Genomic DNA, 25,850 nt, shown 5'->3' on the forward strand with positions numbered 1-25,850 from the left:
CGATACGCCGATGAGAACCCTTGATTCGCTGCGAGGTCTCGGGGGGAGGGCGAGCATGGAGACCGAGTCGGAGCCCTACGTCCGTCTTGCCACTCTGCGGCAACTGCATCAGGTCATGGCGGACATGAACACCGCCCGGTCTCTTGCGGACACCCTGCAGACGGTCGCCGACGGCGTCGTCACCGGCCTCGGCTACGAACTGGCGTGCGTCAACCTCGTCCGCCCCGACGGCGACCTCGTCGTCGCCGCCTTCGCCGGCAACCCCGCCGCCGAGGCGCTGATCACCGGCCGGGTCGGCTCCCGCGAGTCCTGGGAGCGCCGGCTGAGCATGGGCGAGAACTGGGGCGACCTGGTCTTCATCCCGCACACCGAGGGCTGGGTCCTCGACGACGACGACGTACCGCAGTGGTACACCGACGGCCCCGCCCCCCGCTTCGAGGACGAGTGGCACCCCTCCGACCGGCTCTTCGCACCGATGTTCACGCCGGGCGTGCAGGGCGGCTCGTGCGGCGAGCTGATCGGCGTGCTGTCGGTGGACCGGCCGCGCAACGGACGACGGCCGGGCGCGTGGGGGCGCGAAGCGCTCCAGATGTACGCGTTCCAGGCCGCGATCGCGATCAGCAACGCGCGCCTGAGGGCCAACATGCAGCGCGCACTGGTCAGGCTCGAAAGGGAGCAGCAGGCGCTCAGGGCGAGTGAAGAGAGCTTTCGGCAGGCCTTCGAGTACGCCCCCTCCGGCATGGCGATCGCCGAGATGGGCGGCGACCAGCACGGTCGGATCCTGCGGACGAACGACGCGCTGTGCCGTCTCCTCGGCCGCCCCGCGTCCGCGATGCGCCGCTACTCCTTCTCCGACCTCGTGCACCCCGAGGACATAGGCACCCTGCTGCGCACCTCGGCGGAGGGCGGCCGCGCGGAGCTGCGCCTGGGCCGCCGCGACGGCACGTATGTCTGGGTCTCGCTGCGCAACTCGGTCGTCGCCGACGCCGCGGACGGCCCGCGCTTCCTCCTCACCCACGTCGAGGACATAGAGGACCGCAAGCGCCGCGAGCTCCAGCTCGCCCACCGCGCCTCCCACGACTCCCTCACCGGCCTGCCGAACTCCGCCGAACTGCGCGCCCGCCTCTCCTCCCGCCTGTGCCAGCGCCCCGCGCACCCCGGCGCCCTGGAGTCCCTGGACGCGGCCTACGGCCACCCCGCCTTCGACGCCCACGGCCACGGCTTCGACTTCCGGCCCGGCGCCGAGTCCTTCGACGCCTACGACCACCATGTGCACACCGTCGCCCCCGAGAGCGACCACGACGACGGCACCAAGGGGCTCGCGGTCCTCTTCTGCGACCTCGACGGCTTCAAGTCGATCAACGACCGGTTCGGGCACAACGCCGGTGACGCGGTCCTCATCGAGGTCGCCCGCCGGCTGACCCGGCAGGTCCGCGACGGCGACACCGTCGCCCGGCTCGGCGGTGACGAGTTCGTCATCCTCGCCGACGGCCTCGGCCGCGCCGACGCCGCCGACCTCGCCGTACGCCTGCGCAACGAGATCATCCAGCCCATCCGCGCCGAGGGCCGGGCCGTCCGGGTGGGCGCCAGCTTCGGCATCGGCTGGGCGCACTGCGGCATGACGGCCGACGAGGTGCTCAAGTCCGCGGACGAACGGATGTACGTAGAGAAACGATCTCGTCCCAAACAGCACAGGCGCGCGGGCTGAATCCCAGGTCAGGGCGTGAAGCGGTCGGGTGATGAGGTCCGAGTCACCCGTTTGGGGCAGCTGGAGCGGGTAGGCTCGCCCCAGTCATCGCACGTAACGCATCCACCCGCACCTGGTGAGGAGACCTGAGGGATGACGTCCGGCAACAACGGCGCCAGCACGCCCGAGGACGACGACCCGTTCGGCTACCTCTACGCCGACGGGCAGGCCAACGGAGCCCAGCCGCCCTCCGGTGGCTACGGCTACCCGAACACCGTCAACCGGGTGCGCCCCGTCGGACAGCGCCAGTACGGCCAGCAGCAGCCGACCGCGCCGTACGGACAGGTCCCGCAGCAGCAGGCACCGCAGCAGGGCGCGTACGGCCAGCCGACCAACGCGCACTACGCCGCCCCGGAGACGTTCCCGGGCGGCGCCCCCACCACGCAGCAGCAGCCGTACGGCGGCCATGGCGGCAACGGCGGCGGGCGCGGCCGTGGCCCCAACACCAAGGGTCTGCTGATCGGCGCCATCGCGGTGGTCGCCGCGGTCGTCATCGGCATCGGCGTGGCCATGCTCGGCGGTGACGACGACAAGGACGCGGGCGGCAGCGACGCGTCCAGCACGCCGTCCGCCCAGCAGAGCAGCGAGCCGAGCCCCTCGGAGAGCAGCAGCGCGGCGAGCGAGGAGGACCTGCCGAAGATCGACGCGAAGGCCCTCTCGCTGAGCCCCGGCATCACCACCGCGTCCGACATCCAGGGCGCCAAGGCCGACGGCGGGATCTACCTCAACGGCTTCAACCAGGTCGGCGCCTCGGTCACGTGGAACGTGAGCGGCATCCCGAAGAGCGGCAAGTACACGCTGTACACGGGTTACAGCGTCCCCGGCAAGGACGCCACCGCCACCCTCTCGATCAACGGCACGGCCTCCAAGACCCCGGTCGGCATGGACAACTACGCCAAGGCCGCCGAGGGCGACTACGCCAAGGGCTGGACGCAGACGTACAACTACGTCCAGCTCAACAAGGGCAGCAACACCATCAAGATCTCCTGCGAGCAGGGCAACCAGTGCGACGCCCTCCTGGACCAGCTGTGGCTGGTGAACGGCTGGGTCGACTCCTAGTCGTCTAGGCCGCGTTGACCCCGCCCGTCACCGCGACCCGCCCCAGCAGCTCCTCGTAGGCCTTCCGGTCGAACTCGCCCGCCACCGGTGCCGCGACCGTCGCCGCGGACAGCGCGACCGCGCGGGCCAGCCGGTCCGGCCACGGCAGGTGTTCCACCAGCCCCGACAGCAGGCCCGCGACCGCCGAGTCGCCGGCGCCGGTCGGGTTGCCGTGGAGGCGGGCCGGTGGGGTGGCGCGCCAGCGGCCCTCGGGGGCGGCGGCGAGCAGGCCGTCGGTGCCGAGGGAGGCGACGACCGCGCGGGCGCCCCGGCGCAGCGCGTCCTGCGTGGCCCGCAACGGCTCGTGGGAGCCGGTCAGTTCGGCCAGTTCGTCGGCGTTCGGCTTGATGAGGTCGGGGCGGGCGGCCACGCCCCGGCGCAGCGGCTCCCCGCTGGTGTCGAGGAGCACCGGCACTCCGGCCGCGCGCGCGGTGCGGACCAGCCCGGCGTACGCGCCCACCGGAACGCCCGGCGGCAGGCTGCCGCACAGGGCCACCGCGTCCGCCGACGCGAGGAGATCCTCGTACGCCTCCTGGAAGGCCGACCACTCCGGTGGGGTGACCGCGGGGCCCGGTTCGTTGAGCTGGGTGGTGTCGCCGGTCTGTTCGTCGACGACGGCGATGGTGCGGCGGGTGGCGCCGGAGACCGGGAGCAGCGCGTCGGTCACGCCGGGGGTCGTGGTGAGCCGGTCCTGGATGACGCGGCCGGTGGCGCCGCCCGTGAAGCCGGTGACCGTCACCTCGTGCCCGAGGGCCGCCAGCACGCGGGCCACGTTCAGGCCCTTGCCGCCGGGGCGTTCCGTGACCTCGGAGACCCGGTGGGAGGCATGCGGCTTCAGGGTTTGTACGCGATAGGTGATGTCGAGAGCGGTGTTCAGCGTGACCGTGAGGATCACCTGGGCCGACCTCCCCCGAAAGACGTTGCTGAGCCGTTTGGTGGGGTGATCATGCCAAACGGACGGCGGTCGGCCCAGTCTCCCAGGACAACCGCCGCCCTCAACAGATGGACAGATCACCCCAGTTGGGGAGCGACCACCCATTCACCGCGACGCATCACGCCCTTGAGCTCGAAGTCGGCGTCGAGAAGCACGAGGTCGGCGTACCTGCCGGGCTCCAGGGAGCCGATGCGGTCGGCCATGCCCAGCAGCCGGGCCGGGTTGGCGGACAGCGCCGCGACCGCGTCCTCCACCGGCAGCCTGTCGACCGTCACCGCACGCTTGAAGGCGCGGTCCAGGGTCAGCGTCGACCCCGCGATCGAACCGCCCTCCACCAGCCGGGCGACGCCCTCGCTGACCTCGACCTCCAGCGGGCCGAGCATGTAACGGCCGTCACCGAAGCCGGCCGCGTCCATCGCGTCCGTGATGAACGCGACCCGGTCCGCGCCCTTGTGATGGAACGCCAGCTGGAGGGCGGCCGGGTGCAGATGCGTGCCGTCGTTGATCAGCTCGACCGTGATCCGCTCGTCCTCCAGCAGCGCGGCGATCGGGCCCGGGGTGCGGTGGCCGAGGGCGGGCATCGCGTTGAAGAGGTGGGTGGCGACCGTGGCGCCCGCGTCGATGGCCTCCACCGTCTGCTCGTACGTCGCGTCGGTGTGGCCGATCGCCGCGATGACGCCGTGCTCGGCGAGCAGCCGTACGGAGTCGATGCCGCCGGGGAGTTCGGTGGCGAGCGTGACCATCTTGGCCTTGCCGCGGGCGGCGTCGATCAGCTTGCGGACCTCGGCGGGGTCGGGGTCGCGCAGGAGTTCCTCCGAGTGCGCGCCCTTGCGGCACGGGGAGATGAACGGGCCCTCGAAGTGGATGCCGGCGATGTCGCCCTGCTCGGCGAGTTCGCTGAGCAGGCCGGCGCGCTGGGCGAGGAAGTCCATGTCGCCGGTGACGGTGGAGGCGACGAGGGTGGTGGTGCCGTGCACGCGGTGAGTGTGGATGCCGGTGAGTACGTCGTCGGCGGTGCCGGAGGTGAAGCTGGCTCCGCCGCCGCCGTGGTTGTGGATGTCGACGAACCCTGGGACGAGGGTGTGGCCGGTTACGTCGATGACCTGGGCGTTCTCCGGTGCGGCGCCGATGATTTTGTCGCCGTCGATGATCACTCGGCCGTTTTGGACGGTTCCTGTGGGGAGGACGACCGTGGCGCCGGACAGGATGAGGGGGGCGCTGTCCGTTGCGGGGTGCGGGCTCGTCGTGGCTGGTCGCGCAGTTCCCCGCGCCCCTTGCGGCGTTGCCATCAGGGCGTTACCTCCATGCCGTCAGTTGTTGTGAGGAGATCCCAGGCCAGTAGCCCGGCACCCAGGCAACCCGCTGTGTCGCCCAGTGCCGCCGGGACCACCGACGGCAGCTTCTGGAAAGTGATCCGTTGCCGGATCGCGTCCCGCAGTGGTGTGAACAAGGTTTCCCCCGCCTCCGCCAGGCCGCCACCGATGATCAGGGTGCTGGGGTCCAGGAGGGTGAGGGCGGTGACCAGGCCGTCGGCGAGGGCGTCGACGGCGTTCTGCCAGACGGTCTGGGCCCGCGGGTCGCCGGACTCGACCGCTTTCGCGCAGTCGGCCGCGTCGGCCTCCGGGTCCCCGGTCGCCGCCGCCCAGGCCTCGCTGACCGCGGACGCGGAGGCGTACCGCTCCAGGCAGCCGACCTGTCCGCAGGGACACGGGGTCCCTCCCGGTCGTACGACGATGTGGCCGATCTCGCCCGCGAAGCCGTGGGCGCCCGCCTCCACCCGGCCGCCGATGCCGACGGCGCCCGCGATGCCGGTGCCGAGGGGGACGAAGAAGAAACGGTCGGCTCCCTGGCCGGCGCCGATCCGGCCCTCGGCGAGGCCGCCGGTGCGGACGTCGTGGCCGAGGGCGACGGGGATGCCGCCGAGCCTCTCGGTGAGCAGATCGCGCAGGGGGACGTCGCGCCAGCCGAGGTTCGCGGCGTAGACGGCGACGCCCTGCTCCGCGTCGACGATGCCGGGGACGGCGACGCCGGCGGCGGACGCGGGCTCGCCGAGGTGTTCGGCGCCGTACGCGTGCAGCTCGGCGGCGAAGTCGAGGATGCCCTCGACGACCGCGTCCGGGCCGCGCTCACGGCCGGTGGCCCGGCGGGCCTGGTGGAGCAGCTCGCCGGAGGCGCCGACGAGGGCGGCCTTCATTCCGGTGCCGCCCACATCGAGGGCGATGACATGTCTCACGGGGGTAGTGTGGCCCGCCGACCCGTGAGAGGTCTAGTCCACTCACGTGGTGTAGACCTTATGTCTGACCTTTCGAAAGTTTCGGAGACCATGAGGGGCTTGGCAGTGCAGCGGCGTAGGACAGGAACGATCGCGGTGGTGTCCGCACTGGGCATGACGGCGGTTCTCGGCGGCTGCGGCCTCGGCGGGGAGTCGGGGGACGTGACCTTGAGGCTGGTCGCCGCCGACTACGGGGACAGCAAGGCGAACAGCTCCCAGAAGTACTGGGACAAGCTCGTGGCCGACTACGAGTCCGCGCACCCGGGTGTGAAGGTCGACGTCAGCGTCTACTCCTGGAACGACGTCGACCGCAAGGCCAAGGAGATGGTCGCGGACGGCGACGCGCCGGACATGGCGCAGATCGGCGCGTACGCCGACTACGCCCACGACGACCTCCTCTACTCGGCGGACGAACTGCTCTCCATCCCCACGCAGGCCGACTTCGTCTCGCAACTCGCCACGGCGGGCGAGGTGGACTCGACGCAGTACGGGATGCCGTTCGCCTCCTCCACCCGGCTGCTCTTCTACAACAAGACCCTCTTCAGCAAGGCCGGGCTGACCCCGCCGAAGACCTGGGACGAGCTCGCCGAGGACGCCGCCGCGCTGAAGGCGGCCGGCGTGAAGTACCCGTACGCCCTGCCGCTCGGCTCCGAGGAGGCGCAGGCCGAGACCATGCAGTGGCTGCTCAGCGGCGGGGGCGGCTACACCGAGGACACCGGCACCTACGGCATCAACTCCCCGGCCAACATCGAGACCCTCACCTGGCTCAAGGACGACCTGGTCGGCAAGGGGCTGACCGGGCCGGTCGCGCCGGGGAAGCTGAACCGGGCGGACGCGTTCGCCGCGTTCGCGAACGGCCAGGTCGGCATGCTCAACGGGCATCCCACGCTGATGAAGACGGCCGCGGCGAAGGGCGTGAAGTTCGGCATGGTCCCGATGCCCGGTGTCGACGGCCCGACCAAGTACTCCATGGGCGTCGCCGACTGGATGACGGCGTTCAAGCAGAACGGGCACGCCGAGCAGATCGGGGACTTCCTCGACTTCGTCTACGACGAGAAGAACGTGCTCGCGTTCTCCCGCGAGTACGACCTGCTGCCGGTGACCATGTCGGCGTCCGACACCATGAGCACGGCGAAGCAGGACCAGGACCTCAAGCCCTTCCTGACGGAACTCACCGGCTCCGAGCTCTACCCCGTCGGCAAGGTCTCCTGGGCGGAGGTCAGCGCGGCGGTCAAGCAGCGGATCGGCAAGGCGGTGACGGCCGGCGGCAGCCCCTCGGCGATCCTCAACGGCCTCCAGTCGACGGCGCTGATGGCGGAGAGCGCGGAGTAGGGCTTGTCAGTGGCGGGGGCTACGGTCGGTGACATGAACGACCTGGCCCCCCGAGAACAGGCCATCCTCGCGCTGGAACGCCGCGGCTTCACCGGCCCCGGCGCGAAGGAGCGTGCGATACGCGAGGAACTGGGCCTGGCCCCGGTCCGCTACTACCAACTCCTGAACGCCCTGCTGGACGACCCACGAGCCCTGGCCCACGACCCGGTGACGGTGAACCGACTGCGCCGGGTCCGGGAGACGCGCAGATCGGAGAGGTGACGGCGGGGGCGAGAAAAAGGCGTGTCATGCGCCCGCGTGGATAGGGTCCCCCTATGGGCAGCCACAAGGACTCCACGGACGACTCCCTGCCGACGCCGACGCCGACGCCGACGCCGACGCCGACGCCGGTGACCCCGGCCGGGCGGGACGGGCTCGCCGCGATCCTCGCGCACCCCGCGAAAACCATCGTCGCGCTCGACTTCGACGGCACGCTCGCCCCGATCGTCGCCGACCCGGAGCAGGCGCGGGCCCACCGCGACGCCGTACCCGCGCTCGCCGCGCTCGCCCCGAAGCTCGCCGCGGTCGCCGTCGTCACCGGCCGCCCCGCCGGTGTCGCCGTACGCCTCGGCGGCTTCGCCGGCGTCCCCGGCCTCGAACACCTCGTCGTCCTCGGCCACTACGGCGCCGAGCGCTGGGACGCCGTCAGCGGCGAGGTCACCGCGCCCGCCCCGCACCCCGGTGTCGCCGCGGTCCGCGCGGAACTGCCGGGCTTCCTGGACGGCATCGGCGCCTGGCAGGGCACCTGGATCGAGGAGAAGGGGCGGGCCGTCGCGGTCCACACCCGCAGGGCCGAGGACCCGCAGGCCGCCTTCGACGCCCTCCGCACCCCGCTCACCGACCTCGCCACCCGCCACGGCCTGATCGTCGAACCCGGCCGCCTCGTCCTGGAACTCCGCCCACCCGGCATGGACAAGGGCCGCGCCCTGACGGACTACGTCCGCGAACTGGGCGCCGAGGCCGTCCTCTACGCCGGCGACGACCTCGGAGACCTCCCCGCCTTCGCCGCCGTGGACAAACTCCGCTCCGACGGCGTACCGGGCCTCCTGGTGTGCAGCACAGGCAGCGAGGAGGTGACGGACCTGAAGGAACGGGCAGATCTGGTGGTGAACGGCCCGGCGGGTCTGGTGGAGCTGCTGAGGCACCTGGCGGACCAACTGCCTCCCCCAGGTCACCCCTCCAGCGCCGCCAGCTGATCCAGGAACCACTGCGCCGGCGGCAACGCCGTGGCCGCCGCCGCGAGCCGCTTCGTGCGTTCCGCCCGCTCGCCCGGCGCCATCGTCAGCGCCTCGTGCAGCGCGTCGGCCGTGCCGATCACGTCGTACGGGTTGACCACGATCGCGTCGTCGCCCAGCTCCTCGTACGCCCCCGCCTCCCGCGACAGCACCAGCACGCACCCCTCGTCGGAGACGACCGGTACCTCCTTCGCGACGAGGTTCATGCCGTCCCGGATCGGGTTGACGAGCGCCACGTCGGCGAGCCGGTACGCGGCGAGGGAGCGGGCGAAGTCGTCCTTGACGTGCAGCACCACCGGCGTCCAACCCGGCGTCCCGTACGCCGAGTTGATCTCCTCGGCCAGCCGCTGCACCTCGGCCGTGTAGTCCCGGTAGACGGCGAGGTCCTGCCGGGACGGGTAGGCGAACGCCACGTGCACGACCCGCTCCCGCCACTCGGGGCGGCTCGCCAGCAGGTGTTCGTACGCGTGCAGGCCGCGCACGATGTTCTTCGACAGCTCGGTGCGGTCGACCCGGACGATCGTCCTGCGGCCCGCGCCGATCTCCGCCCGCAGGGCCGTGATCCGTTCGTTCACGTCCGCCTCGTGCGACCGCTCGCGCAGGAAGTCCGCGTCCGCGCCCAGCCCGTGCACGCCGATCCGCGTGTCCCCGAGCCCGCCGACGATCTCCGCAGCGCACGCCTCGAACGCCGACGCCCAGCGCCGGGTCAGGAACCCCAGCCGGTCGGCGCCCAGCATGCCCCGCAGCACCTGCTCCGCCACGTCGTCCGGCAGCATCCGGAAGTACTCCGGCGGCGCCCACGGCGTGTGCGAGAAGTGTCCGATCCGCAGGTCGGGGCGGAGCTCGCGGAGCATGCCCGGTACCAGGGTGAGGTGGTAGTCCTGGACGACGACCGCCGCACCCTGCGCCGCCTCGTCCGCGAGCGCCTCGGCGAAGGCCCGGTTGTACGTCTCGTACGACGCCCACTGCCGCCGGAACTCCGCGTCGAAGACCGGCTCCAGCGGGGTCTGGTACAGCATGTGGTGGACGAACCAGAGGACCGAGTTGGCGATGCCGTTGTACGCGTCCGCGTGCACGTCGGCCGGGATGTCGAGCATCCGTACCCCGGCCTCGCCCACCCCGCGCCGCACCGCCTCACGGTCGCCGTCGCTCAGCGCCGAGCACACCCACAGCGCGTCCGCGTCCGTCCCGATCGCCGACAGCCCCGAGACCAGCCCCCCGCCACCGCGCCGCGCGGACAGCGTGCCGTCCGCCTGGACGTCGTACGAGACCGGTCCCCGGTTGGAGGCCACCAGTACCCGCGCAGCACCGAACGTTGAAGCCATACGAGCCATACGGATCAACCTAGCCCGGCCGCGGATTGCTCAAACGTTCGTCCGGTTCACCGAGGCCCCGGCCTGGCGGACTCACGCCACCTTGCGTTCCGCGTACTCGGCGATGTCCACCATCGGCGGGCGTTCCTCCGTGTCCACGGAGTAGGTGCGCGGTTCGAAGCCGGTCTCGCCGCGTTCGAACTGGGTGAGCGCGGGGCGGATCAGATGGCCGCGGGCCAGGCGGAGCTGGGCCGTGCGGTAGATCGCGGCGGACATCCGGCCGAGGGCCTGGCCGTCCTGGTGGCGGTGCTTGCGGACGCCCACGTCGACCTGGGCGAGCGCGTCGAGGCCGACCAGGTGCAGGGCGTCGACCAGCATGCCGAGCTCGACGCCGTAGCCGACGGGGAACGGCAGCTGTTCGAGCAGGGAGCGGCGGGCCGCGTACTCGCCGCCCAGCGGCTGGACGAAGCCGGCCAGCTGCGGCCAGTGCATGTTCAGGAGCGGGCGGGCCATCAGCTCGGTCACCCGGCCGCCCTGGCCCGCCGCGCCGCCCAGCGGGCGGTCGTACATGGCCTTGACCAGGTCGACCCCGGGCTCGGTCAGCAGCGGGCCGACGATCCCGGCGACGAAGTCGGAGGAGAACTCCTTCAGGTCCGCGTCGATGAAGCAGACGATGTCACCGCCGGTCACGAGCAGCGACCGCCACAGCACCTCGCCCTTGCCGGGGACGGCAGGGAGGCGGGGGAGGATCGCGTCGCGGTGCACGACCGTGGCCCCGGCCGCGGCCGCCACCTGTGCCGTACGGTCGCTGGAGCCCGAGTCGACGACGACTATCTCGTCGACCAGCGGAACCTGCTGCATGAGGTCGTGACGGATGATCGCGACGATGTCGCCGACCGTCTCCTCCTCGTTCAGCGCGGGCAGCACGACGCTCACCGACTGGTTCGTGCGTTGCTTGGCGGCCAGGATCTGGTGCAGCGGCCGGTCGGTCACGGACCAGGAGCGCGTGGTCAGCCAGCGCTCGACTTCTTCCAGCACGTAGGCGGCCCCTTCTCATGTGATCCATCTCGCGGTTCGGACGACTATCTCAACTGTCCTGGTCGTCGGTTACAGTCTTGAACAACGCGGATGACCATCGCATGTCCTGGATCGTCCGACGTTCACAACTTCATACCGCTCATCCAGAGGGGCAGAGGGATACGGCCCGATGAAGCCCCGGCAACCCTCCAGCCGGTCTCGTAGCGATCAGAGACGATCGCACCGCGAGGCTCCCGGCTAGGGAAGGTGCCAAATCCGTCTCACGGCGAGATGCGTCGTGAGGAAGATGAGGAGAAAGGGCCTCGCCTCTCATGGCTGCGCAGACTGTTGCAAGCACCACCGAAACCACCGTGGACCTCGGCCCCGCCGCGGCGCTCAGCTGCCGCGAATGCGGCCACCGCGTGCCTCTCGGCCCGGTCTTCGCGTGCGAGGAGTGTTTCGGCCCGCTCGAGATCGCGTACGACTTCTCCGCCTACGACGCCGAGGAGCTCCGCAAGCAGATCGAGGCGGGACCCGCGAACATCTGGCGCTACGCACCGCTGCTGCCCGTCCCCGCGGACGTGGCCGACAAGCCCAACATCAACCCCGGCTGGACCAAGCTCGTCAAGGCCGACAACCTCGCCCGTGAGCTGGGTGTCGAGGCCGGCAAGCTGTTCGTGAAGGACGACTCCGGCAACCCGACGCACTCCTTCAAGGACCGGGTCGTCGCCCAGGCCATCGAGGCCGCCCGCGTCTTCGGCTTCACCACTCTGTCCTGCTCCTCCACCGGCAACCTCGCGGGTGCCGTCGGTGCCGCCGCCGCCCGCGCCGGCTTCCGCTCCTGCGTGTTCATCCCGCACGACCTGGAGCAGGGCAAGGTCGTCATGGCCGCCGTATACGGCGGTGAGCTCGTCGGTATCGAGGGCAACTACGACGACGTGAACCGCTTCTGCTCCGAGCTGATCGGCGACCCGGCCGGCGAGGGCTGGGGCTTCGTCAACGTCAACCTGCGGCCGTACTACGCGGAGGGCTCCAAGACCCTGGCGTACGAGATCTGCGAGCAGCTCGGCTGGCAGCTCCCGGACCAGCTGGTCGTCCCGATCGCCTCCGGCTCCCAGCTCACGAAGATCGACAAGGGTCTCCAGGAGCTGATCAAGCTCGGCCTCGTCGAGGACAAGCCGTACAAGATCTTCGGCGCCCAGGCGGAGGGGTGCTCGCCGGTGTCGGTCGCCTACAAGGCGGGCCACGACGTCGTACGTCCCCAGAAGCCGAACACCATCGCCAAGTCCCTCGCCATCGGCAACCCGGCCGACGGTCCGTACGTCCTCGACATCGCCCGCCGTACCGGCGGTGCCGTGGAGGACGTCGACGACGAGCAGATCGTCGACGCGATCAAGCTGCTGGCCCGCACCGAGGGCATCTTCGCGGAGACCGCCGGTGGCGTGACGGTCGGTGTGACCCGCAAGCTGATCGAGAACGGTCTCCTGGACCCGACGAAGACCACCGTCGTGCTGAACACTGGCGACGGCCTCAAGACCCTCGACGCGGTGGCCGGCACCGGCCTCACCGCGACCATCCGCCCCAACCTGGACTCCTTCCGAGAGGCTGGCCTCGCATGAGCGTGACCGTCCGCATCCCCACCATCCTGCGCACCTACACCGGCGGGCAGGCCGAGGTCGCCGCCGAGGGTGCCACCCTCGCCGATGTCATCGCCGACCTGGAGAAGAACCACACGGGCATCGCCGCCCGCGTCCTCGACGACCAGGGCAAGCTGCGGCGGTTCGTCAACGTGTACGTCAACGACGACGACGTCCGCTTCGAGCAGGGCCTGGAGACCGCCACCCCGGACGGCGCGGGCGTCTCGATCATCCCGGCCGTCGCCGGCGGCTGACCGAATGACCGAACATTACCGTCGGTAAGGCGAATTACTGAGAGTTCAACGAATTGCCCCCTCCGTGAGAGAAGCGGAGGGGGCAATTCTCTATGGTTGAGCGCGGTACAGTTGGGGAAGCTGCTGCGCCTTCCATGCCACACGCATATGAGTACCTGCTCCACTTGCGACGAGAAGCAGCCAAAGTGTGCGGTTCTTTTGCGAGTTTTGCGCCTTTTATGGGGCCCGACTTGCCCTGAATTCGGGCGAATTCTCACTACATTCCGGACCCCGCACGTCCAGAATTCTCGTCCGATTGACCTGTTGCAGACGGCAGTTGGACAGATACATTCAGCCGCGGTCGACGCGTTCCGGCGCACGCCCCCAATCCGTGGGGGGTGAGGTCTGACCCGGATCCGCGAAGTGTGGATCTGTGCAAGGGCCAGTAATAGGGGAGTTAGGCATGGCTCAGGGCACCGTCAAGTGGTTCAACGCGGAGAAGGGGTACGGCTTCATCGCGGTCGACGGTGGTGCGGATGTTTTCGTCCACTACAGCGCGATCCAGATGGACGGGTACCGCACCCTGGAAGAAGGCCAGCGGGTGGAGTTCGAGATCTCGCAGGGCCAGAAGGGCCCGCAGGCCGACATGGTTCGCGTCACCGCCTGATCGCGCGACCGACCAAACCGCAAGCGACGTCTTCTGTTGAAGGGCTCGTACCTCGCGAGGGGTACGGGCCCTTCGGCCTGTCCAGGCCCGGTCCAGGTCCGGCGGCGGGATGCCTGGTGGGGCTGCCCGATCCCCGGGAGGCGCTTGCACTCGACCATGCCGAGTGCTAATCATTGGCGTTAGCACTCTGAAGGTGAGAGTGACAAAGAAGGACCGGGTCGGTGAGGCCCGCAGGCCAGGTGGGGCAAGGAACCACGGGCCGGCGAGCCGTCCGTCGCGGGCGCGGGCGCGGTCCGAAGGAATCACCCCCAGTCCTGGAGGGACCACTTCACATGGCCAAGATCATCGCGTTCGACGAGGAGGCGCGGCGCGGCCTCGAGCGCGGCATGAACCAGCTCGCGGACGCCGTCAAGGTGACGCTCGGCCCCAAGGGTCGCAACGTCGTCCTCGAGAAGAAGTGGGGCGCCCCCACGATCACCAACGATGGTGTGTCCATCGCCAAGGAGATCGAGCTCGAGGACCCGTACGAGAAGATCGGCGCCGAGCTGGTCAAGGAAGTCGCGAAGAAGACCGACGACGTAGCCGGTGACGGCACGACGACCGCGACCGTCCTGGCCCAGGCCCTGGTGCGCGAGGGTCTGCGCAACGTGGCCGCCGGTGCCAACCCGATGGCTCTCAAGCGCGGTATCGAGAAGGCCGTCGAGGCCGTCTCCGGTGCCCTCCTTGAGCAGGCGAAGGATGTCGAGACCAAGGAGCAGATCGCTTCGACGGCCTCCATCTCCGCCGCCGACACCCAGATCGGCGAGCTCATCGCCGAGGCGATGGACAAGGTCGGCAAGGAAGGCGTCATCACCGTCGAGGAGTCCCAGACCTTCGGTCTGGAGCTCGAGCTGACGGAGGGTATGCGCTTCGACAAGGGCTACATCTCCGCCTACTTCGCCACCGACATGGAGCGGATGGAGGCGTCGCTCGACGACCCGTACATCCTGATCGCCAACTCCAAGATCGGCTCCGTCAAGGACCTGCTCCCGCTCCTGGAGAAGGTCATGCAGTCGGGCAAGCCGCTGCTGATCATCGCCGAGGACGTCGAGGGCGAGGCCCTGTCGACCCTGGTCGTCAACAAGATCCGCGGCACCTTCAAGTCCGTCGCCGTCAAGGCCCCGGGCTTCGGTGACCGCCGTAAGGCCATGCTCGGCGACATCGCCATCCTCACGGGCGGCGAGGTCATCTCCGAGGAGGTCGGCCTCAAGCTGGAGAACGCGACCCTGGACCTCCTGGGCCGCGCCCGCAAGGTCGTCATCACCAAGGACGAGACCACCATCGTCGACGGTGCCGGCTCCGCCGACCAGGTCGCCGGTCGCGTGAACCAGATCCGTGCCGAGATCGAGAACAGCGACTCGGACTACGACCGCGAGAAGCTCCAGGAGCGCCTGGCGAAGCTCGCCGGTGGCGTCGCCGTCATCAAGGCCGGTGCCGCGACCGAGGTCGAGCTCAAGGAGCGCAAGCACCGCATCGAGGACGCCGTGCGCAACGCCAAGGCGGCCGTCGAGGAGGGCATCGTCGCCGGTGGTGGCGTGGCCCTGCTCCAGGCCTCCGGTGTCTTCGAGAAGCTGGAGCTGGAGGGTGACGAGGCGACCGGCGCTGCCGCCGTCAAGCTCGCCCTCGAGGCCCCGCTGAAGCAGATCGCCGTCAACGCCGGCCTCGAGGGCGGCGTCGTGGTGGAGAAGGTCCGCAACCTCACCCCGGGTCACGGCCTCAACGCCGCGACCGGTGAGTACGTCGACCTGGTCAAGGAAGGCATCATCGACCCGGCGAAGGTCACGCGCTCCGCTCTGCAGAACGCCGCCTCCATCGCCGCGCTCTTCCTCACCACCGAGGCCGTCATCGCCGACAAGCCGGAGAAGGCCGCCGCGCCCGCCGGTGGCGGTATGCCGGGCGGTGACATGGACTTCTGATCACCCCGGGCCGCGAGGCCTGACGGTTGATCAACGTCCGTACCGAGGGCGGCACTTCTCGCGAGAGCGGGGGGTGCCGCCCTCGGGCGTTTCAGGCGTAGTGCGAGCCGACGGCGGGCTGCCCCGTGTAGTTGGGCCCGGCGTCGGGATCGGCACCGACGTACCGGAAGGGAAGGACGACGGACCGTCCGCCACGCAGGCTGAGCCGATGGCTGCGGGCGTCGTAGCGGAACCCGGCCGCGCGCAGCGCCGTCACCGCGGCCCGCCCGGCCGGTGATCCGTCCGGTCGCCGGACGGAGTCGGGGTCGAAGTGCGCCACCAGCAGGCCCTCGGGGGTGAGCCAGGAGGCGGCGCGGGCGAGGAGCCCGAGCTGGTCGCCCACGTAGTGCAGTCCGTGGACGCAGGTGATGAGGTCGTACGTCCGGATCGGCGTCCAGGTCGTCACGGAGGCGACGATCTCCTCCAGCGCGGGCGGGGCCGGTGTCGGCGCGAGCGGTCCCACCAGGTCCACGGCGGTGAGGACGGCGTCCTCGGGCAGCCGCGCCGCCGCCTCCCGCAGGGCCCGGCCTTCGCCGCTGCACAGGTCCAGCCAGGAGGGAGAAGGGCTGCCCGACAGCTCGTCCAGGGGGTCCAGGCCCAGTTCGCGGGCGTAACTGTTGACCCCGGTCAGGCCGCGCTCGCGGTTCATCGTGTTGTTGGCGACCACGGAGGACAGCTCCAGGTCCTGCGCGGTGAGCAGCGGGGGTTCGGGCATGCGGTCATTGTCCTGTGCGGGCGGTGGCGGTGACCGTGGGCGGGATCACAGGGGCGGGAGGAAATGGAGGGGTGTACTGAGCGGTTGCTTACTGCGTAGTGTCCATGCGTATGCACATACCCGCTGGTACCCCACCGCTAGGAGCCCCCGCGTGACCGCCACCCCCACCCGTGCCGCCGAGATCCTCGCCCGGCCGATCGCGATCAACGGTCTGACCGTCCCGAACCGCATCGTGATGGCGCCGATGACCCGGATGTTCTCCCCGGGCGGCATCCCCGGCGCGGACGTGGCCTCGTACTACGCGCGCCGCGCGGCCGCGGGCGTCGGCCTGGTCGTCACCGAGGGGACGTTCGTCGGGCACGACTCGGCCGGGTACAGCGGCCGCGTCCCGCGTTTCCACGGCGAGGAGCAGCTCGCGGGCTGGCAGCGGGTCGCCGAGGAGGTGCACGCGGCGGGCGGCACGATCGTCCCGCAGCTGTGGCACATCGGCATGGTCCGCAAGGAGGGGCAGAACCCCGTCCCCGAGGCCCCCGCGGTCGGCCCCTCCGGCCTGCGCATCGGCGCGACCGAGCCCACCGGCACGGACATGACCCAGCGCGACATCGACGACGTCATCGGCGCCTTCGCCGAGGCCGCGGCCGCCGCGGAGCGCATCGGCATGGACGGCGTGGAGATCCACGGCGCGCACGGCTACCTGGTCGACCAGTTCCTGTGGGCGGGCACCAACCGCCGTACCGACGCCTACGGCGGTGACGCGGTCGCCCGTACCAAGTTCGCCGCCGAGATCGTCGCCGCCGTCCGCGAGACCGTCTCCGCCGACTTCCCGGTCATCTTCCGCTACTCGCAGTGGAAGCAGGAGGCCTACGACGCCCGGCTCGCCGAGACCCCGGAGGAGCTGGAGGCCATCCTGACCCCGCTCGCCGCGGCCGGCGTCGACGCCTTCCACGCCTCCACCCGCCGCTACTGGCTCCCGGAGTTCGACGGCGCCGACCTCAACCTCGCGGGCTGGACGAAGAAGCTCACCGGCAAGCCCGTCATCACCGTCGGCTCGGTCGGCCTCGACGGCGACTTCATCAACGCGTTCGTGGGCGAGGGCTCCCCCCTCAAGGGCCTCGACGACCTCCTCGACCGTCTGGAGCGCGACGAGTTCGACCTCGTCGCCGTCGGCCGCGCGCTGCTCCAGGACCCGGAGTGGGCAGCGAAGGTCCTCGCGAACCGGCTCGACGAGCTGAAGCCGTACGACGCGGCGGCGCTCCAGTCGCTGAGCTGACCTTCAACTCCTGTGTAGTGTCCGGGAGATGAGGATTCTCCAGCTCTCGGACACACACCTGGAGCGCACCGACGCCGTCAACCGGCACGGCGTCAACGCGCATGACTCCCTGCGGCTTCTCCTCGACGAACTCCGGCATCTGCGGGGCATCGACGCCGTCGTCGTCACCGGCGACCTCGCCGACGACGGTTCCCCGGAGGCGTACACGGCCGTGCGGACGCTGGTGGGCGGGTTCGCACGGGACGTGCTGGGAGGGGTGCCCGTGTTCTGTACGACCGGCAACCACGACGAGCGCGAGGCCTTCGGGAAGGTGCTCGGCAGCGGACACGGCGAGCCGGAGGCGGTGTTCGCGTCGGAGGCCGGTGAGCGGGCCGCGGTCAGCACCGTCGACGGATGGCGGTTCGTCACGCTCGACTCGCTGGTGCCCGGCAAGGTGCACGGCCGCCTCTCCACCGGACAACTCGCCTGGCTGCGGCAGGTGTTGAACACCCCGGCGGAGCACGGCACCGTCCTCGCCTTCCACCACCCGCCCATCGCCCTCGACAACCCCCTCCAGCAGGTCTTCGGTCTGCGCAATCCCGCCGACCTCGCCGACGCCCTGCGCGGCAGCGACGTCCGGGTCGTCCTCACCGGGCACTTCCATCTCCAGCTCTTCGGGCTGCTGGAGTCGGTGCCGGTCTGGGTGACGCCCGGCGTGGTCAACCGCATCGACCTGACGGCGGCGCCGGGCACCGAGCGGGCGGTGCGGGGGGCGTCCGCCTCCCTCGTGGTGCTCGGCGGGCCCTCCGGTCCGCTCTTCCACACGTTCCACGCGCGTGACCCCCGGGCGCACGAGACGGTCTACGAGCTGGGGGCGGAGCGCGTGAAAGAGCTCGTCGCCCGCCTCGGGAGCTGACCCGGGCGGCGATCCGCGCGGGCGCTGATCTGCGCCACTTGGTTAAGTCAATCAACTGACTTAAGGTTGCCTCGGTCAAGTACTAGTCGATGGAGGCCCAGCCATGTCCGACGCCCTTGCCCGTCCCGCCGCGGCGGGAGGCTCCGCGCCGCCGCGGTCGAATGCCGTGGTGGCGGTGCTGGCCTTCGCCGGAATCGTGGTCTCGCTGATGCAGACCCTGGTGATCCCGATCGTCCCCGAGCTGCCGAGGCTCCTGGACGCGCCCGCCTCCGACACCGCCTGGGCCGTCACCGCCACGCTGCTCGCCGCCGCCGTGGCCACGCCGGTCGTCGGACGTCTCGGCGACATGTTCGGCAAGCGCCGCATGCTGCTGATCAGCGGCGTCATGCTGATCGTCGGCTCGGTCGTCTGCGCGCTGGCCGACTCCCTGCTGCCGATGATCGTCGGCCGTGCCCTCCAGGGCCTCGCCTCCGGTGTCATCCCGCTCGGCATCAGCATCATGCGCGACGAACTGCCCGCCGAGCGGCTGGCCTCCGCCACCGCCCTGATGAGCGCCTCCCTCGGCATCGGCGGCGCCCTCGGCCTGCCCGCCGCCGCGCTCATCGCCGACAACTTCAGCTGGCACGTGCTGTTCTGGACCTCGGCGGCCCTCGGTGCCGTGGCCATCGGCCTGGTCACCGTCTTCGTACCGGAGTCCAAGGTGCGCACCGGCGGCCGGTTCGACCTCGTCGGCGCCATAGGCATGGCGGCGGGGCTCATCTGCCTTCTCCTGGCCATCTCCAAGGGCGCCGACTGGGGCTGGGGCAGCGGCACGACGATCGGCCTGTTCGTCGCGGCCGTCGTGATCCTGGTGGCCTGGGGCTTCTTCGAACTGCGCACCGACCAGCCGCTGGTGGACCTGCGCACCACCGCCCGCCGTCAGGTGCTGGTCACCAACCTCGCCTCGATCGCGGTCGGCTTCGCCATGTTCGCGATGAGCCTGGTCATCCCGCAGCTCCTCCAGCTCCCGGCCCAGACCGGCTACGGCCTCGGCAAGTCGATGCTGGCCGCCGGTCTGGTCATGGCCCCCTCCGGCCTCGTCATGATGGCCACCGCGCCGGTCTCCGCCGCCGTCTCCAAGGCCCGCGGCCCTAAGGTCACGCTGATGATCGGCGCCCTGATCGTCGCCGCCGGGTACGGCCTCAACATCGTCCTGATGAGCGAGGTCTGGCACTTCGTGCTCGTCTCCTGCGTCATCGGCGCCGGCATCGGCTTCACGTACGGCTCGATGCCCGCGCTCATCATGGGCGCGGTGCCCGCGTCGGAGACGGCCGCGGCGAACAGCCTCAACACCCTGATGCGGTCCATCGGCACCTCGTCGGCGAGCGCCATCGCCGGCGTCATCCTGGCCCAGCTGACCACCGACTTCGGCGGCTACGCGCTGCCGTCCGAGAACGGCTTCAAGGCGGTCCTGGCGGTCGGCGCGGGAGCGGCGCTGCTGGCCTTCGCGGTTGCGTCGTTCATCCCGCGGCAGAGGGTGGCGGGGGACGGGACGCTGGTGGCGGAGGGGGCGACGGAGTCGGCGGAGGCCGCCGCCAAGTCGTAGACGCAGTCTGTCGCTTTTACAGGTTCCCCAGTGGCTCGATGTCGACCTTCACCGGGGTGCCCCACACCCGCAGCACCTCGTAGTCGGTGAACTCGTGCACCAGCCGGTACGCCATCGCAGCACGCGGACCCCGGCGGGCCGCCGCGAGATACAGCTCGGCCTCGCGGCGGTCGCGGCGCGGGGTGCCGCACAGCTGCCACTCCTGCCCGTTCCACAGCTCGGGCAGCCAGCGCTGCTGCGGCTGCGGCCGGTCGTCGCGGACGCCGTAACGGGACGGGGCGGTGGCGGACGGGCCGGTCTGGGCGGGGCCGTTGATGGAGGCGCGGCGGGCGGCACGGCGCCGGGTCTCGCACAGCAGGCACAGGTCGGGGGCGTTCTCGTCGACCGGCCCGTTGGGGTGCTCGGCGCAGCGGGTGCTGGGCGCGGCGCTGGTGACGCTCTCGTCGAGCAGCTCCAGGGCGCGCTTGAGGTCGGCCTTGACCTCGTGGAGCTTGGCGTCGGGGGTGTCGGAGGAGAGGGCCTCGCCGTGCTCGCCGAGGAGACGCAGGGCTCGGCCCAGTGCGGTGAGCTGGGCGTGGTTCATGGGTGAAACCGTACACATCCGGATGAGGCGGCGAGACGGCCGCGCTCAACTCCCTAAGAATCTCCGCCAATATTGCTGACAATCTTGTGGGCGATCGTTTCCCTCTGTTCTGCTGTGGGCCTCAGCAGAGCCGCGCAGACAGGAGACGGCAGTGGCAGTGCAGCGCAGAACAGTGGTCAAGGGGCTCACCGCGGTCGCCGCGGCGGTACCGGCCGTCGGGTTCACCTCGGGCAGCGCCCAGGCGGCCGGAGCCTCCGGCGACTCCCTCGTCTTCGACCCCTCCGCCTACACCGAGCAGACGATCACCCTCACCGACACCGAGGGCACCGCCCACGAGGTCGTCTACCGCTTCCACAAGGTGGCCTCGTACGTCGCGAAGCCCGTCGACGCGACCTACCAGTCCCTCAACATCAGCGTCCCGGTGCGGATCGACGGCACGGCCGTCGACGCCTCCGACGCCCCCATCCTCTTCGCCAACTCCATCGGCGGGTACATGCCGTCCTCGCTCGCGAACCGCACCGGGATCGCCGCCACCGGCATGGGCGGCGCCACCAGCCGTCAGGGGCTCGCGCTCGCCGCCGGGTACGTCGTCGTCGAGCCGGGCGCCCGCGGCCGTACGCTCGTCGACTCGTCCGGTGTCTACTACGGCACCGCCCCCGCCGCGATCGTCGACCTCAAGGCCGCCGTCCGTTATCTCAAGTTCAACAAGGGCCGCGTTCCCGGCGACGTCCACCGCATCGTCTCCTGCGGCACCAGCGCGGGCGGCGCGCTGTCCTCGCTGCTGGGCGCGTCCGGCGACAGCCCGCTCTACGCGCCCTACCTGGAGGAGATCGGCGCGGCCGACGCCTCCGACGCCATCTTCGCGACCGGCGCCTGGTGTCCGATCACCGACCTGGAGCACGCGGACATGGCGTACGAGTGGTGCTGGGGGAGCAACCCGCTGGCCTCGGGCTCCCTCGTCGACCGGACCGTCTCCGGGGAGCTGAGCAGCGCCTACGGCCCCTATCTCGCCTCGCTCAAGCTCAGGGCCCGCGGCTTCGGCGCCCTCACCGCCCGGAACATGGACGACTACCTGCTGCGGACCTTCATGCAGCCGTCGGCCACCAAGTACCTTGCTGCCCTGTCGGACTCGGCCCGCGCGGCCTATCTCGCCGCGAACCCCTTCATCTCCTGGGACGGCAGCACGGCCACCTTCACCTGGGCCGACTTCCTTACCCACGTCGGCGCCCGCAAGAAGAACGCCCCCTCCTTCGACGCCTTCGACCTGTCCACCCCGGAGTGCAACCTCTACGGCACCGGCACCACCGCCGCCCGCCACTTCACCCTCTACAGCCTCCGGCACGAGAGCGGCGCCGGCGCCCGCCTCGACGAGGACATCCCGGCCAAGCTGCGGCTGATGAACCCGATGTACCACCTCGTCGACAAGGTCAACGCCGGCCGCTCCAGGCACTGGTGGATCAGACTCGGCACCAAGGACACCGACACCTCGCACACGGTCGCCGGCAACCTCTCCGCGCGGCTCACCGACCTCGGGGACGACGTCGACACGTCGTACTACTGGGACGCGGGGCATGGCGCCGACCAGGACCCCGGCGACTTCGTGAAGTGGATTGCCGCGGTGTCCGGGCACCGGCACCGGTAGCAACGCCGGCTGCGCCCCGGTCGACGGCGGCCGGGGCGCGCGACGGGCGGGGCTCAGCCCTGCGGGCAGGCGTGCGTCGGGGCGGAGGCGAGGTCGCCGAGGACCGGTGTGACGGCGTGCTCCGCGGTGCACATCACCGGGGCGGCCGTGCCCCAGTGGTTGCCGGAATGGGCGTCGGAGCCGTGATCGGCGTGCGCGGGGGCGGCGAGGGCAACGGCGGAGGAGGCCAGGACGACGGCCATGAGCGTCTTCTTCATGATCGGGCAACGACCGGCCGCGGCAGGGGTCACCTCTCCGTCGGGAGCCCGAAGGTGTACGCCGCCGGGGTCACCTCTCCCTCGGCAACCCGAAGGCGTACGTCGCCCCGAACCCGACCGCGTACGCCGTCCCCAGCCCGCCCGCGTAGATCGCCGCCGCCGTCCCCAGCCCGCCGTCCCCCGCGAGCAGCGGGAACAGCGCCCAGCCCGACGGCCCGATCGCCGTCGCCCCCACCCGCTCCCCGAGCATCGCGAACAGCCCCACGAAGGAACCCCCCGCCGCCCCGCCCGCGCAGGCGGTGAGGAAGGGGCGTCCCAACGGCAGCGACACCCCGTAGATCAGCGGCTCGCCCACGCCCAGCAACCCCGCGGGCAGGGCCGACTTGATCGTCGTACGCATGGCCGTGTCGTGCCGCAGCCGTACGTACACCGCGGCCGCCGCCCCCACCTGCCCCGCGCCCGCCATTGCCAGCAGGGGGAGAAGAGTCGTGGAGCCCTGCTGTTCGATGAGGGTGGCGTGGATGGGGATCAGGGCCTGGTGCAGGCCCAGCATCACCAGGGGGAGGAACAGCCCGCCGAGGACCGCGCCCGCGAAGGCGCCCGTCGTCGACAGCAGCCAGTTCGCTCCCATGCCGATCGCCGACGAGACCGCGCCGGCGGCGTACATGAGGACGTACAGGGTCGTCAGGCCGGACACCAGGACCGTCAAGGTCGGCGTGAGCAGGACGTCCAGCGTCCCCGGCACCCGGCCGCGGCACCACTTCTCCACGTACGTCCCGAGCAACGCGGCCGCCAGCGCGCCCAGGACGCCGCCCTGCCCGGGCGCCAGCGTCACCCCGAAGGCCGTCACCTTGGCGACCCCCGGGTACACGACGACGGCCGCGACCGCCCCGCCCAGTACCGGCGTGCCGCCGAACTCCTTGGCGGTGTTGTAGCCGACGAAGACCGCGATGAGGGACATGAAGGCGGACGCGCAGGCCGCCAGGGCCGGGGTCAGCCCGGGCAGCCAACCGGCGTTCGTCAGTAGCCCGCCCAGGCCCGCGAGGATGCCGCAGCCGATGAGCGCGGGGATGAGCGGGACGAAGACGTTCGCCACCCGGCGCAGCACCAGCTTCAGCGGGGTCGCGTTCCGGGCCTTCCGCGTCTCCTTCCGCAGCAGCGCCTCGAAGTCGGCCGTCACCCGCGCGACCGCCCCCGGCCCGAGCACGACCTGATACGTCCCGTCGTCCTCGACCACCCCCAGCACCCCCGGCAGCGCCCGCAACGCCTCCCGGTCCACCAGCGACGGGTCGGCCAGACCCAGCCGCAGCCGGGTCATGCAGTGGGCGACGGAGGTGACGTTGGCGGGGCCGCCGACCAGGGGGAGGAGCGCTGTCGCGGTGTCGTACGAGGTGGTCACGCACCGAGCGTGCGGGTCAGCCGCCCGCCGCCGCCAGCGCGGCACGCAGATGCCCGCCGGACTCCTCCAGAAGGCGGGTGGCCGCGGGGCCGTCCACGCCGGTGAGGAGCACCAGGATGGCGTTCTTCACCTCGCCGTCCGTCTCCGCCAGCGCCCGCTCGATCTCGTCGTCCTCGGCGCCCGTGGCGAGGGCGACGATCCGCCGGGAGCGCGCCCGGAGCTTCTCGTTCGAGGCGCGTACGTCGACCATCAGGTTCCCGTACGTCTTGCCCAGCCGGATCATCGTGATCGTCGACAGCATGTTCAGCACCAGCTTCTGGGCGGTGCCCGCCTTGAGCCGGGTGGACCCGGTGACCAGCTCGGGGCCGACGACGACCTCGATGCCGTGCTCCGCCGCGGCGGCCAGCGCGCTGTGCGCGTTGCAGGCCAGCCCGATCGTCAACGCGCCCTGCGCGCGGGCGTGTTCGACGGCACCGATGGCATAAGGGGTACGACCGGACGCGGAGACCCCGACCACGGTGTCCAGGGGCGTCAGCTTCAACGCGTCCAGGTCGGCTCTCGCCAGCTCCTTCGAATCCTCGGCGCCCTCGACCGAGGTCACCATGGCCTCCGGCCCGCCCGCGATCAGTCCGACGACCTGCGCGGGATCGGTGTTGAACGTCGGCGGACACTCGGAGGCGTCCAGCACACCGAGCCGCCCGGCGGTACCGGCCCCGGCGTAGACGAGCCGCCCGCCCTGGGCCATCCGGGCGGCGACGGCGTCGATGGCGGCGGCGATCTCGGGCAACCGCTCGGCGACAGCAGCGGGCACGGTGACGTCCTCACCGTTCATGAGCCGGGCGATGTCGAGGGTGGGAAGCCGGTCGATGTCGGCGAGCTCCGGCCGGAAGGCCTCGGTGGTGAGGCCTTCCAACTCGGCACGGAGATCACGGGGGTTGGAGGTGGAGGTCATGGGGGGCGGCTCTTTCACGTGGTTCTTTCACGTAGCGGAGTTGGGGGGAGGCTTTACGTTCTCCCGCGATGCCGGTGTGCCAACGCCTCGTACGACGAGGCCAGCGCGGGCGCCGCAGTCTCGTATGTCCGTTGCGCCACCCCCACAAACAGGCAGTCCACGACCAGCAACTGACTCGTCCGCGACGACATCGCCGCCGGCCGCAACTCGCTCTCCCGAGCCGTCGATGTCGTCAGCACATGGTCCGCGTACTGCGTCACCGAACTGTCCGGCCGCCCGGTGATCGCAACGGTCGTCGCCCCGCGCTCGAACGCGACCCGCAGCGGCTCGATGACATCCCCCGTCGCGCCCGAGTGCGTGATCGCGATAGCCACATCACCCGCCCGCAACTGCACCGCGTTGGTGACGGCGAGATGCGGATCGCTGTGGGCGTGGGCTATCAGCCCGATCCGCAGCAGCTTCTGCACCAGGTCCTGGGCGACCAGCCCGGACGCCCCCACGCCGTACACGTCGATGCGCCGCGCGGTCGCCGCCGCGGCGACGGCCGCCGCCAGCTGCACGGTGTCCAGACCGGCGGCCGTGTCGGCCAGCGTCTGCTGCTCGTCGTAGGCGAGTTTCGCGACGACGTCGGCGATGGGGTCGTCCACCGCGATGTCCGTCGTGATCGCGGGCGCCCGCCCCGACTGCTGCTGCGCGGCGAGCCCGGCGAGGGCGAGGCGCAGGTCGCGGTAGCCGGGGTAGCCGAGGATGCGGGCGGTGCGGACGACGGTCGCCTCGCTGGTGCCGGTCAGTTCCGCGAGGCCGGTGACCGTCAGGGCCGCGCAGCCCGCCGGGTCACCGGCGACGGCCTCGGCGACCCGCTGCATGGAGCGGGTCATGGAAGGGGTGAGGGTGCGTACCTTGGCGGCGAGCGCGGCGGGGGCGGGCGGTGTGCCCGGGCCGCCCGAGGCGCTGCCGAAAATTTCCTTCACTTCCTGGGTCACCCATGAAAGATATTTTCGGCTCGGTCTCGTGGTCAAGAGTGCGCACAATGG

The 25,850-nt window shown here is 71.0% G+C and carries 24 protein-coding genes and 1 riboswitch; of the genes, 13 read left to right on the forward strand and 11 right to left on the reverse strand.

Annotation, left to right across the window (positions count from 1 at the left end):
* Positions 1-55 precede the first annotated feature (55 nt).
* Together cdgB and IQ210_RS39655 are read left to right on the forward strand one after the other, a co-directional pair.
* Positions 56-1,708 carry a diguanylate cyclase CdgB gene (gene cdgB, locus IQ210_RS39650; RefSeq protein WP_194084126.1) on the forward strand — a complete coding sequence of 551 codons (1,653 nt, stop codon included), beginning with the start codon at positions 56-58 and terminating at the stop codon, positions 1,706-1,708.
* Between the two features lie 132 nt (positions 1,709-1,840).
* A complete protein-coding gene (locus IQ210_RS39655) occupies positions 1,841-2,806 on the forward strand; it encodes a CBM35 domain-containing protein (protein WP_194084127.1) in 966 nt (321 codons plus the stop codon).
* Positions 2,807-2,810: 4 nt separating this feature from the next.
* On the opposite strand, the gene IQ210_RS39660 is transcribed toward IQ210_RS39655, so the two are convergent.
* The 3 genes from IQ210_RS39660 to IQ210_RS39670 form a co-directional block, all read right to left on the reverse strand.
* A complete protein-coding gene (locus IQ210_RS39660) occupies positions 2,811-3,740 on the reverse strand; it encodes a 1-phosphofructokinase family hexose kinase (protein ID WP_194084128.1) in 930 nt (309 codons plus the stop codon).
* A 116-nt stretch (positions 3,741-3,856) separates the two neighbouring features.
* Positions 3,857-5,068: an N-acetylglucosamine-6-phosphate deacetylase gene (gene nagA, locus IQ210_RS39665; protein WP_194084129.1), complete on the reverse strand. Its 1,212-nt coding sequence runs from the start codon at positions 5,066-5,068 to the stop codon at positions 3,857-3,859.
* A complete protein-coding gene (locus IQ210_RS39670) occupies positions 5,068-6,012 on the reverse strand; it encodes an ROK family protein (protein WP_194084130.1) in 945 nt (314 codons plus the stop codon). Before IQ210_RS39670 ends, nagA begins: the two co-directional genes overlap by 1 nt.
* Before the next feature lie 105 nt (positions 6,013-6,117).
* On the opposite strand from IQ210_RS39670, the gene IQ210_RS39675 reads away from it, so the two are divergent.
* The 3 genes from IQ210_RS39675 to otsB are packed head-to-tail and all read left to right on the forward strand — an operon-like array spanning position 6,118 to position 8,618.
* On the forward strand, positions 6,118-7,383 hold the full coding sequence (locus IQ210_RS39675; protein WP_456115069.1) for an ABC transporter substrate-binding protein: 1,266 nt from the start codon (positions 6,118-6,120) through the stop codon (positions 7,381-7,383).
* A 33-nt stretch (positions 7,384-7,416) separates the two neighbouring features.
* Positions 7,417-7,644, forward strand: a complete 228-nt coding sequence (locus IQ210_RS39680; protein WP_194084132.1) for a DUF3263 domain-containing protein — start codon at positions 7,417-7,419, stop codon at positions 7,642-7,644.
* A 53-nt stretch (positions 7,645-7,697) separates the two neighbouring features.
* On the forward strand, positions 7,698-8,618 hold the full coding sequence (otsB, locus tag IQ210_RS39685; RefSeq protein ID WP_194084133.1) for a trehalose-phosphatase: 921 nt from the start codon (positions 7,698-7,700) through the stop codon (positions 8,616-8,618).
* Here the strand turns inward: otsB and IQ210_RS39690 are convergent.
* Together IQ210_RS39690 and IQ210_RS39695 are read right to left on the reverse strand one after the other, a co-directional pair.
* The gene (locus tag IQ210_RS39690) at positions 8,594-9,982 is read right to left on the reverse strand and encodes an alpha,alpha-trehalose-phosphate synthase (UDP-forming) (RefSeq protein ID WP_194084220.1); all 1,389 of its coding nucleotides are present in this window, start codon (positions 9,980-9,982) and stop codon (positions 8,594-8,596) included. The genes otsB and IQ210_RS39690 overlap by 25 nt on opposite strands.
* A gap of 81 nt (positions 9,983-10,063) precedes the next feature.
* Complete coding sequence (locus IQ210_RS39695; protein ID WP_194084134.1) at positions 10,064-11,008, reverse strand: glucosyl-3-phosphoglycerate synthase; 945 nt, start codon at positions 11,006-11,008, stop codon at positions 10,064-10,066.
* A 136-nt stretch (positions 11,009-11,144) separates the two neighbouring features.
* Positions 11,145-11,301: riboswitch (SAM riboswitch) on the forward strand.
* Between the two features lie 18 nt (positions 11,302-11,319).
* On the opposite strand from IQ210_RS39695, the gene thrC reads away from it, so the two are divergent.
* From thrC to groL, 4 genes are all read left to right on the forward strand, one after another.
* Positions 11,320-12,606, forward strand: coding sequence for a threonine synthase (thrC, locus tag IQ210_RS39700; protein ID WP_194084135.1), 1,287 nt, complete (start codon positions 11,320-11,322; stop codon positions 12,604-12,606).
* Complete coding sequence (locus IQ210_RS39705) at positions 12,603-12,878, forward strand: ubiquitin-like small modifier protein 1 (RefSeq protein ID WP_059195843.1); 276 nt, start codon at positions 12,603-12,605, stop codon at positions 12,876-12,878. The genes thrC and IQ210_RS39705 overlap by 4 nt, the downstream gene beginning before the upstream one ends.
* 442 nt (positions 12,879-13,320) lie before the next feature.
* Entirely contained in the window at positions 13,321-13,524 is a 204-nt protein-coding gene (locus IQ210_RS39710) for a cold-shock protein (RefSeq protein ID WP_004986573.1), read from the forward strand.
* Positions 13,525-13,856: 332 nt separating this feature from the next.
* Positions 13,857-15,479: a chaperonin GroEL gene (gene groL / locus IQ210_RS39715; protein WP_059195844.1), complete on the forward strand. Its 1,623-nt coding sequence runs from the start codon at positions 13,857-13,859 to the stop codon at positions 15,477-15,479.
* 91 nt (positions 15,480-15,570) lie between these two features.
* Here the strand turns inward: groL and IQ210_RS39720 are convergent, their stop codons facing one another.
* Positions 15,571-16,233 carry a class I SAM-dependent methyltransferase gene (locus IQ210_RS39720; RefSeq protein ID WP_194084136.1) on the reverse strand — a complete coding sequence of 221 codons (663 nt, stop codon included), beginning with the start codon at positions 16,231-16,233 and terminating at the stop codon, positions 15,571-15,573.
* A gap of 151 nt (positions 16,234-16,384) precedes the next feature.
* Between IQ210_RS39720 and IQ210_RS39725 the strand changes: the two genes are divergently transcribed.
* The 3 genes from IQ210_RS39725 to IQ210_RS39735 all read left to right on the forward strand — a co-directional run bounded on the left by IQ210_RS39725 (position 16,385) and on the right by IQ210_RS39735 (position 19,983).
* Positions 16,385-17,503 carry an NADH:flavin oxidoreductase gene (locus tag IQ210_RS39725; protein WP_322657914.1) on the forward strand — a complete coding sequence of 373 codons (1,119 nt, stop codon included), beginning with the start codon at positions 16,385-16,387 and terminating at the stop codon, positions 17,501-17,503.
* Positions 17,504-17,531: 28 nt separating this feature from the next.
* Positions 17,532-18,398: a metallophosphoesterase family protein gene (locus tag IQ210_RS39730; protein ID WP_194084138.1), complete on the forward strand. Its 867-nt coding sequence runs from the start codon at positions 17,532-17,534 to the stop codon at positions 18,396-18,398.
* Between the two features lie 103 nt (positions 18,399-18,501).
* A complete protein-coding gene (locus IQ210_RS39735) occupies positions 18,502-19,983 on the forward strand; it encodes an MFS transporter (RefSeq protein WP_194084139.1) in 1,482 nt (493 codons plus the stop codon).
* 16 nt (positions 19,984-19,999) lie between these two features.
* On the opposite strand, the gene IQ210_RS39740 is transcribed toward IQ210_RS39735, so the two are convergent.
* The gene (locus tag IQ210_RS39740) at positions 20,000-20,566 is read right to left on the reverse strand and encodes a hypothetical protein (protein ID WP_194084140.1); all 567 of its coding nucleotides are present in this window, start codon (positions 20,564-20,566) and stop codon (positions 20,000-20,002) included.
* Positions 20,567-20,723: 157 nt separating this feature from the next.
* Between IQ210_RS39740 and IQ210_RS39745 the strand changes: the two genes are divergently transcribed.
* A complete protein-coding gene (locus tag IQ210_RS39745; protein WP_194084221.1) occupies positions 20,724-22,208 on the forward strand; it encodes a subtype B tannase in 1,485 nt (494 codons plus the stop codon).
* A 53-nt stretch (positions 22,209-22,261) separates the two neighbouring features.
* Here the strand turns inward: IQ210_RS39745 and IQ210_RS39750 are convergent, their stop codons facing one another.
* From IQ210_RS39750 to IQ210_RS39765, 4 genes are all read right to left on the reverse strand, one after another.
* Complete coding sequence (locus IQ210_RS39750) at positions 22,262-22,465, reverse strand: hypothetical protein (RefSeq protein WP_194084141.1); 204 nt, start codon at positions 22,463-22,465, stop codon at positions 22,262-22,264.
* A 70-nt stretch (positions 22,466-22,535) separates the two neighbouring features.
* Positions 22,536-23,864, reverse strand: a complete 1,329-nt coding sequence (locus IQ210_RS39755; RefSeq protein ID WP_194084142.1) for a PTS transporter subunit EIIC — start codon at positions 23,862-23,864, stop codon at positions 22,536-22,538.
* 16 nt (positions 23,865-23,880) lie between these two features.
* Positions 23,881-24,816: an N-acetylmuramic acid 6-phosphate etherase gene (murQ, locus tag IQ210_RS39760; protein WP_194084143.1), complete on the reverse strand. Its 936-nt coding sequence runs from the start codon at positions 24,814-24,816 to the stop codon at positions 23,881-23,883.
* Between the two features lie 53 nt (positions 24,817-24,869).
* Positions 24,870-25,799 (reverse strand): MurR/RpiR family transcriptional regulator, encoded by a 930-nt coding sequence (locus IQ210_RS39765; protein WP_194084144.1) that lies wholly within the window; start codon positions 25,797-25,799, stop codon positions 24,870-24,872.
* Positions 25,800-25,850: the final 51 nt, after the last annotated feature.

Origin of the sequence: Streptomyces justiciae, from assembly GCF_015163075.1 — a bacterium.
Lineage (GTDB): Bacteria > Actinomycetota > Actinomycetes > Streptomycetales > Streptomycetaceae > Streptomyces > Streptomyces justiciae.

Excerpts from the sequence above, each read along its gene's own strand:
- otsB (WP_194084133.1), top strand. The coding sequence starts at position 7,698 with ATGGGCAGCCACAAGGACTCCACGGACGACTCCCTGCCGACGCCGACG.
- IQ210_RS39705 (WP_059195843.1), top strand. The coding sequence starts at position 12,603 with ATGAGCGTGACCGTCCGCATCCCCACCATCCTGCGCACCTACACCGGC.
- IQ210_RS39680 (WP_194084132.1), top strand. The coding sequence starts at position 7,417 with ATGAACGACCTGGCCCCCCGAGAACAGGCCATCCTCGCGCTGGAACGC.
- thrC (WP_194084135.1), top strand. The coding sequence starts at position 11,320 with ATGGCTGCGCAGACTGTTGCAAGCACCACCGAAACCACCGTGGACCTC.
- IQ210_RS39750 (WP_194084141.1), bottom strand. The coding sequence starts at position 22,465 with ATGAAGAAGACGCTCATGGCCGTCGTCCTGGCCTCCTCCGCCGTTGCC.
- IQ210_RS39655 (WP_194084127.1), top strand. The coding sequence starts at position 1,841 with ATGACGTCCGGCAACAACGGCGCCAGCACGCCCGAGGACGACGACCCG.
- IQ210_RS39690 (WP_194084220.1), bottom strand. The coding sequence starts at position 9,982 with ATGGCTTCAACGTTCGGTGCTGCGCGGGTACTGGTGGCCTCCAACCGG.
- cdgB (WP_194084126.1), top strand. The coding sequence starts at position 56 with ATGGAGACCGAGTCGGAGCCCTACGTCCGTCTTGCCACTCTGCGGCAA.
- IQ210_RS39735 (WP_194084139.1), top strand. The coding sequence starts at position 18,502 with ATGTCCGACGCCCTTGCCCGTCCCGCCGCGGCGGGAGGCTCCGCGCCG.
- IQ210_RS39710 (WP_004986573.1), top strand. The coding sequence starts at position 13,321 with ATGGCTCAGGGCACCGTCAAGTGGTTCAACGCGGAGAAGGGGTACGGC.
- IQ210_RS39720 (WP_194084136.1), bottom strand. The coding sequence starts at position 16,233 with ATGCCCGAACCCCCGCTGCTCACCGCGCAGGACCTGGAGCTGTCCTCC.
- IQ210_RS39740 (WP_194084140.1), bottom strand. The coding sequence starts at position 20,566 with ATGAACCACGCCCAGCTCACCGCACTGGGCCGAGCCCTGCGTCTCCTC.
- nagA (WP_194084129.1), bottom strand. The coding sequence starts at position 5,068 with ATGGCAACGCCGCAAGGGGCGCGGGGAACTGCGCGACCAGCCACGACG.
- IQ210_RS39730 (WP_194084138.1), top strand. The coding sequence starts at position 17,532 with ATGAGGATTCTCCAGCTCTCGGACACACACCTGGAGCGCACCGACGCC.
- murQ (WP_194084143.1), bottom strand. The coding sequence starts at position 24,816 with ATGACCTCCACCTCCAACCCCCGTGATCTCCGTGCCGAGTTGGAAGGC.
- groL (WP_059195844.1), top strand. The coding sequence starts at position 13,857 with ATGGCCAAGATCATCGCGTTCGACGAGGAGGCGCGGCGCGGCCTCGAG.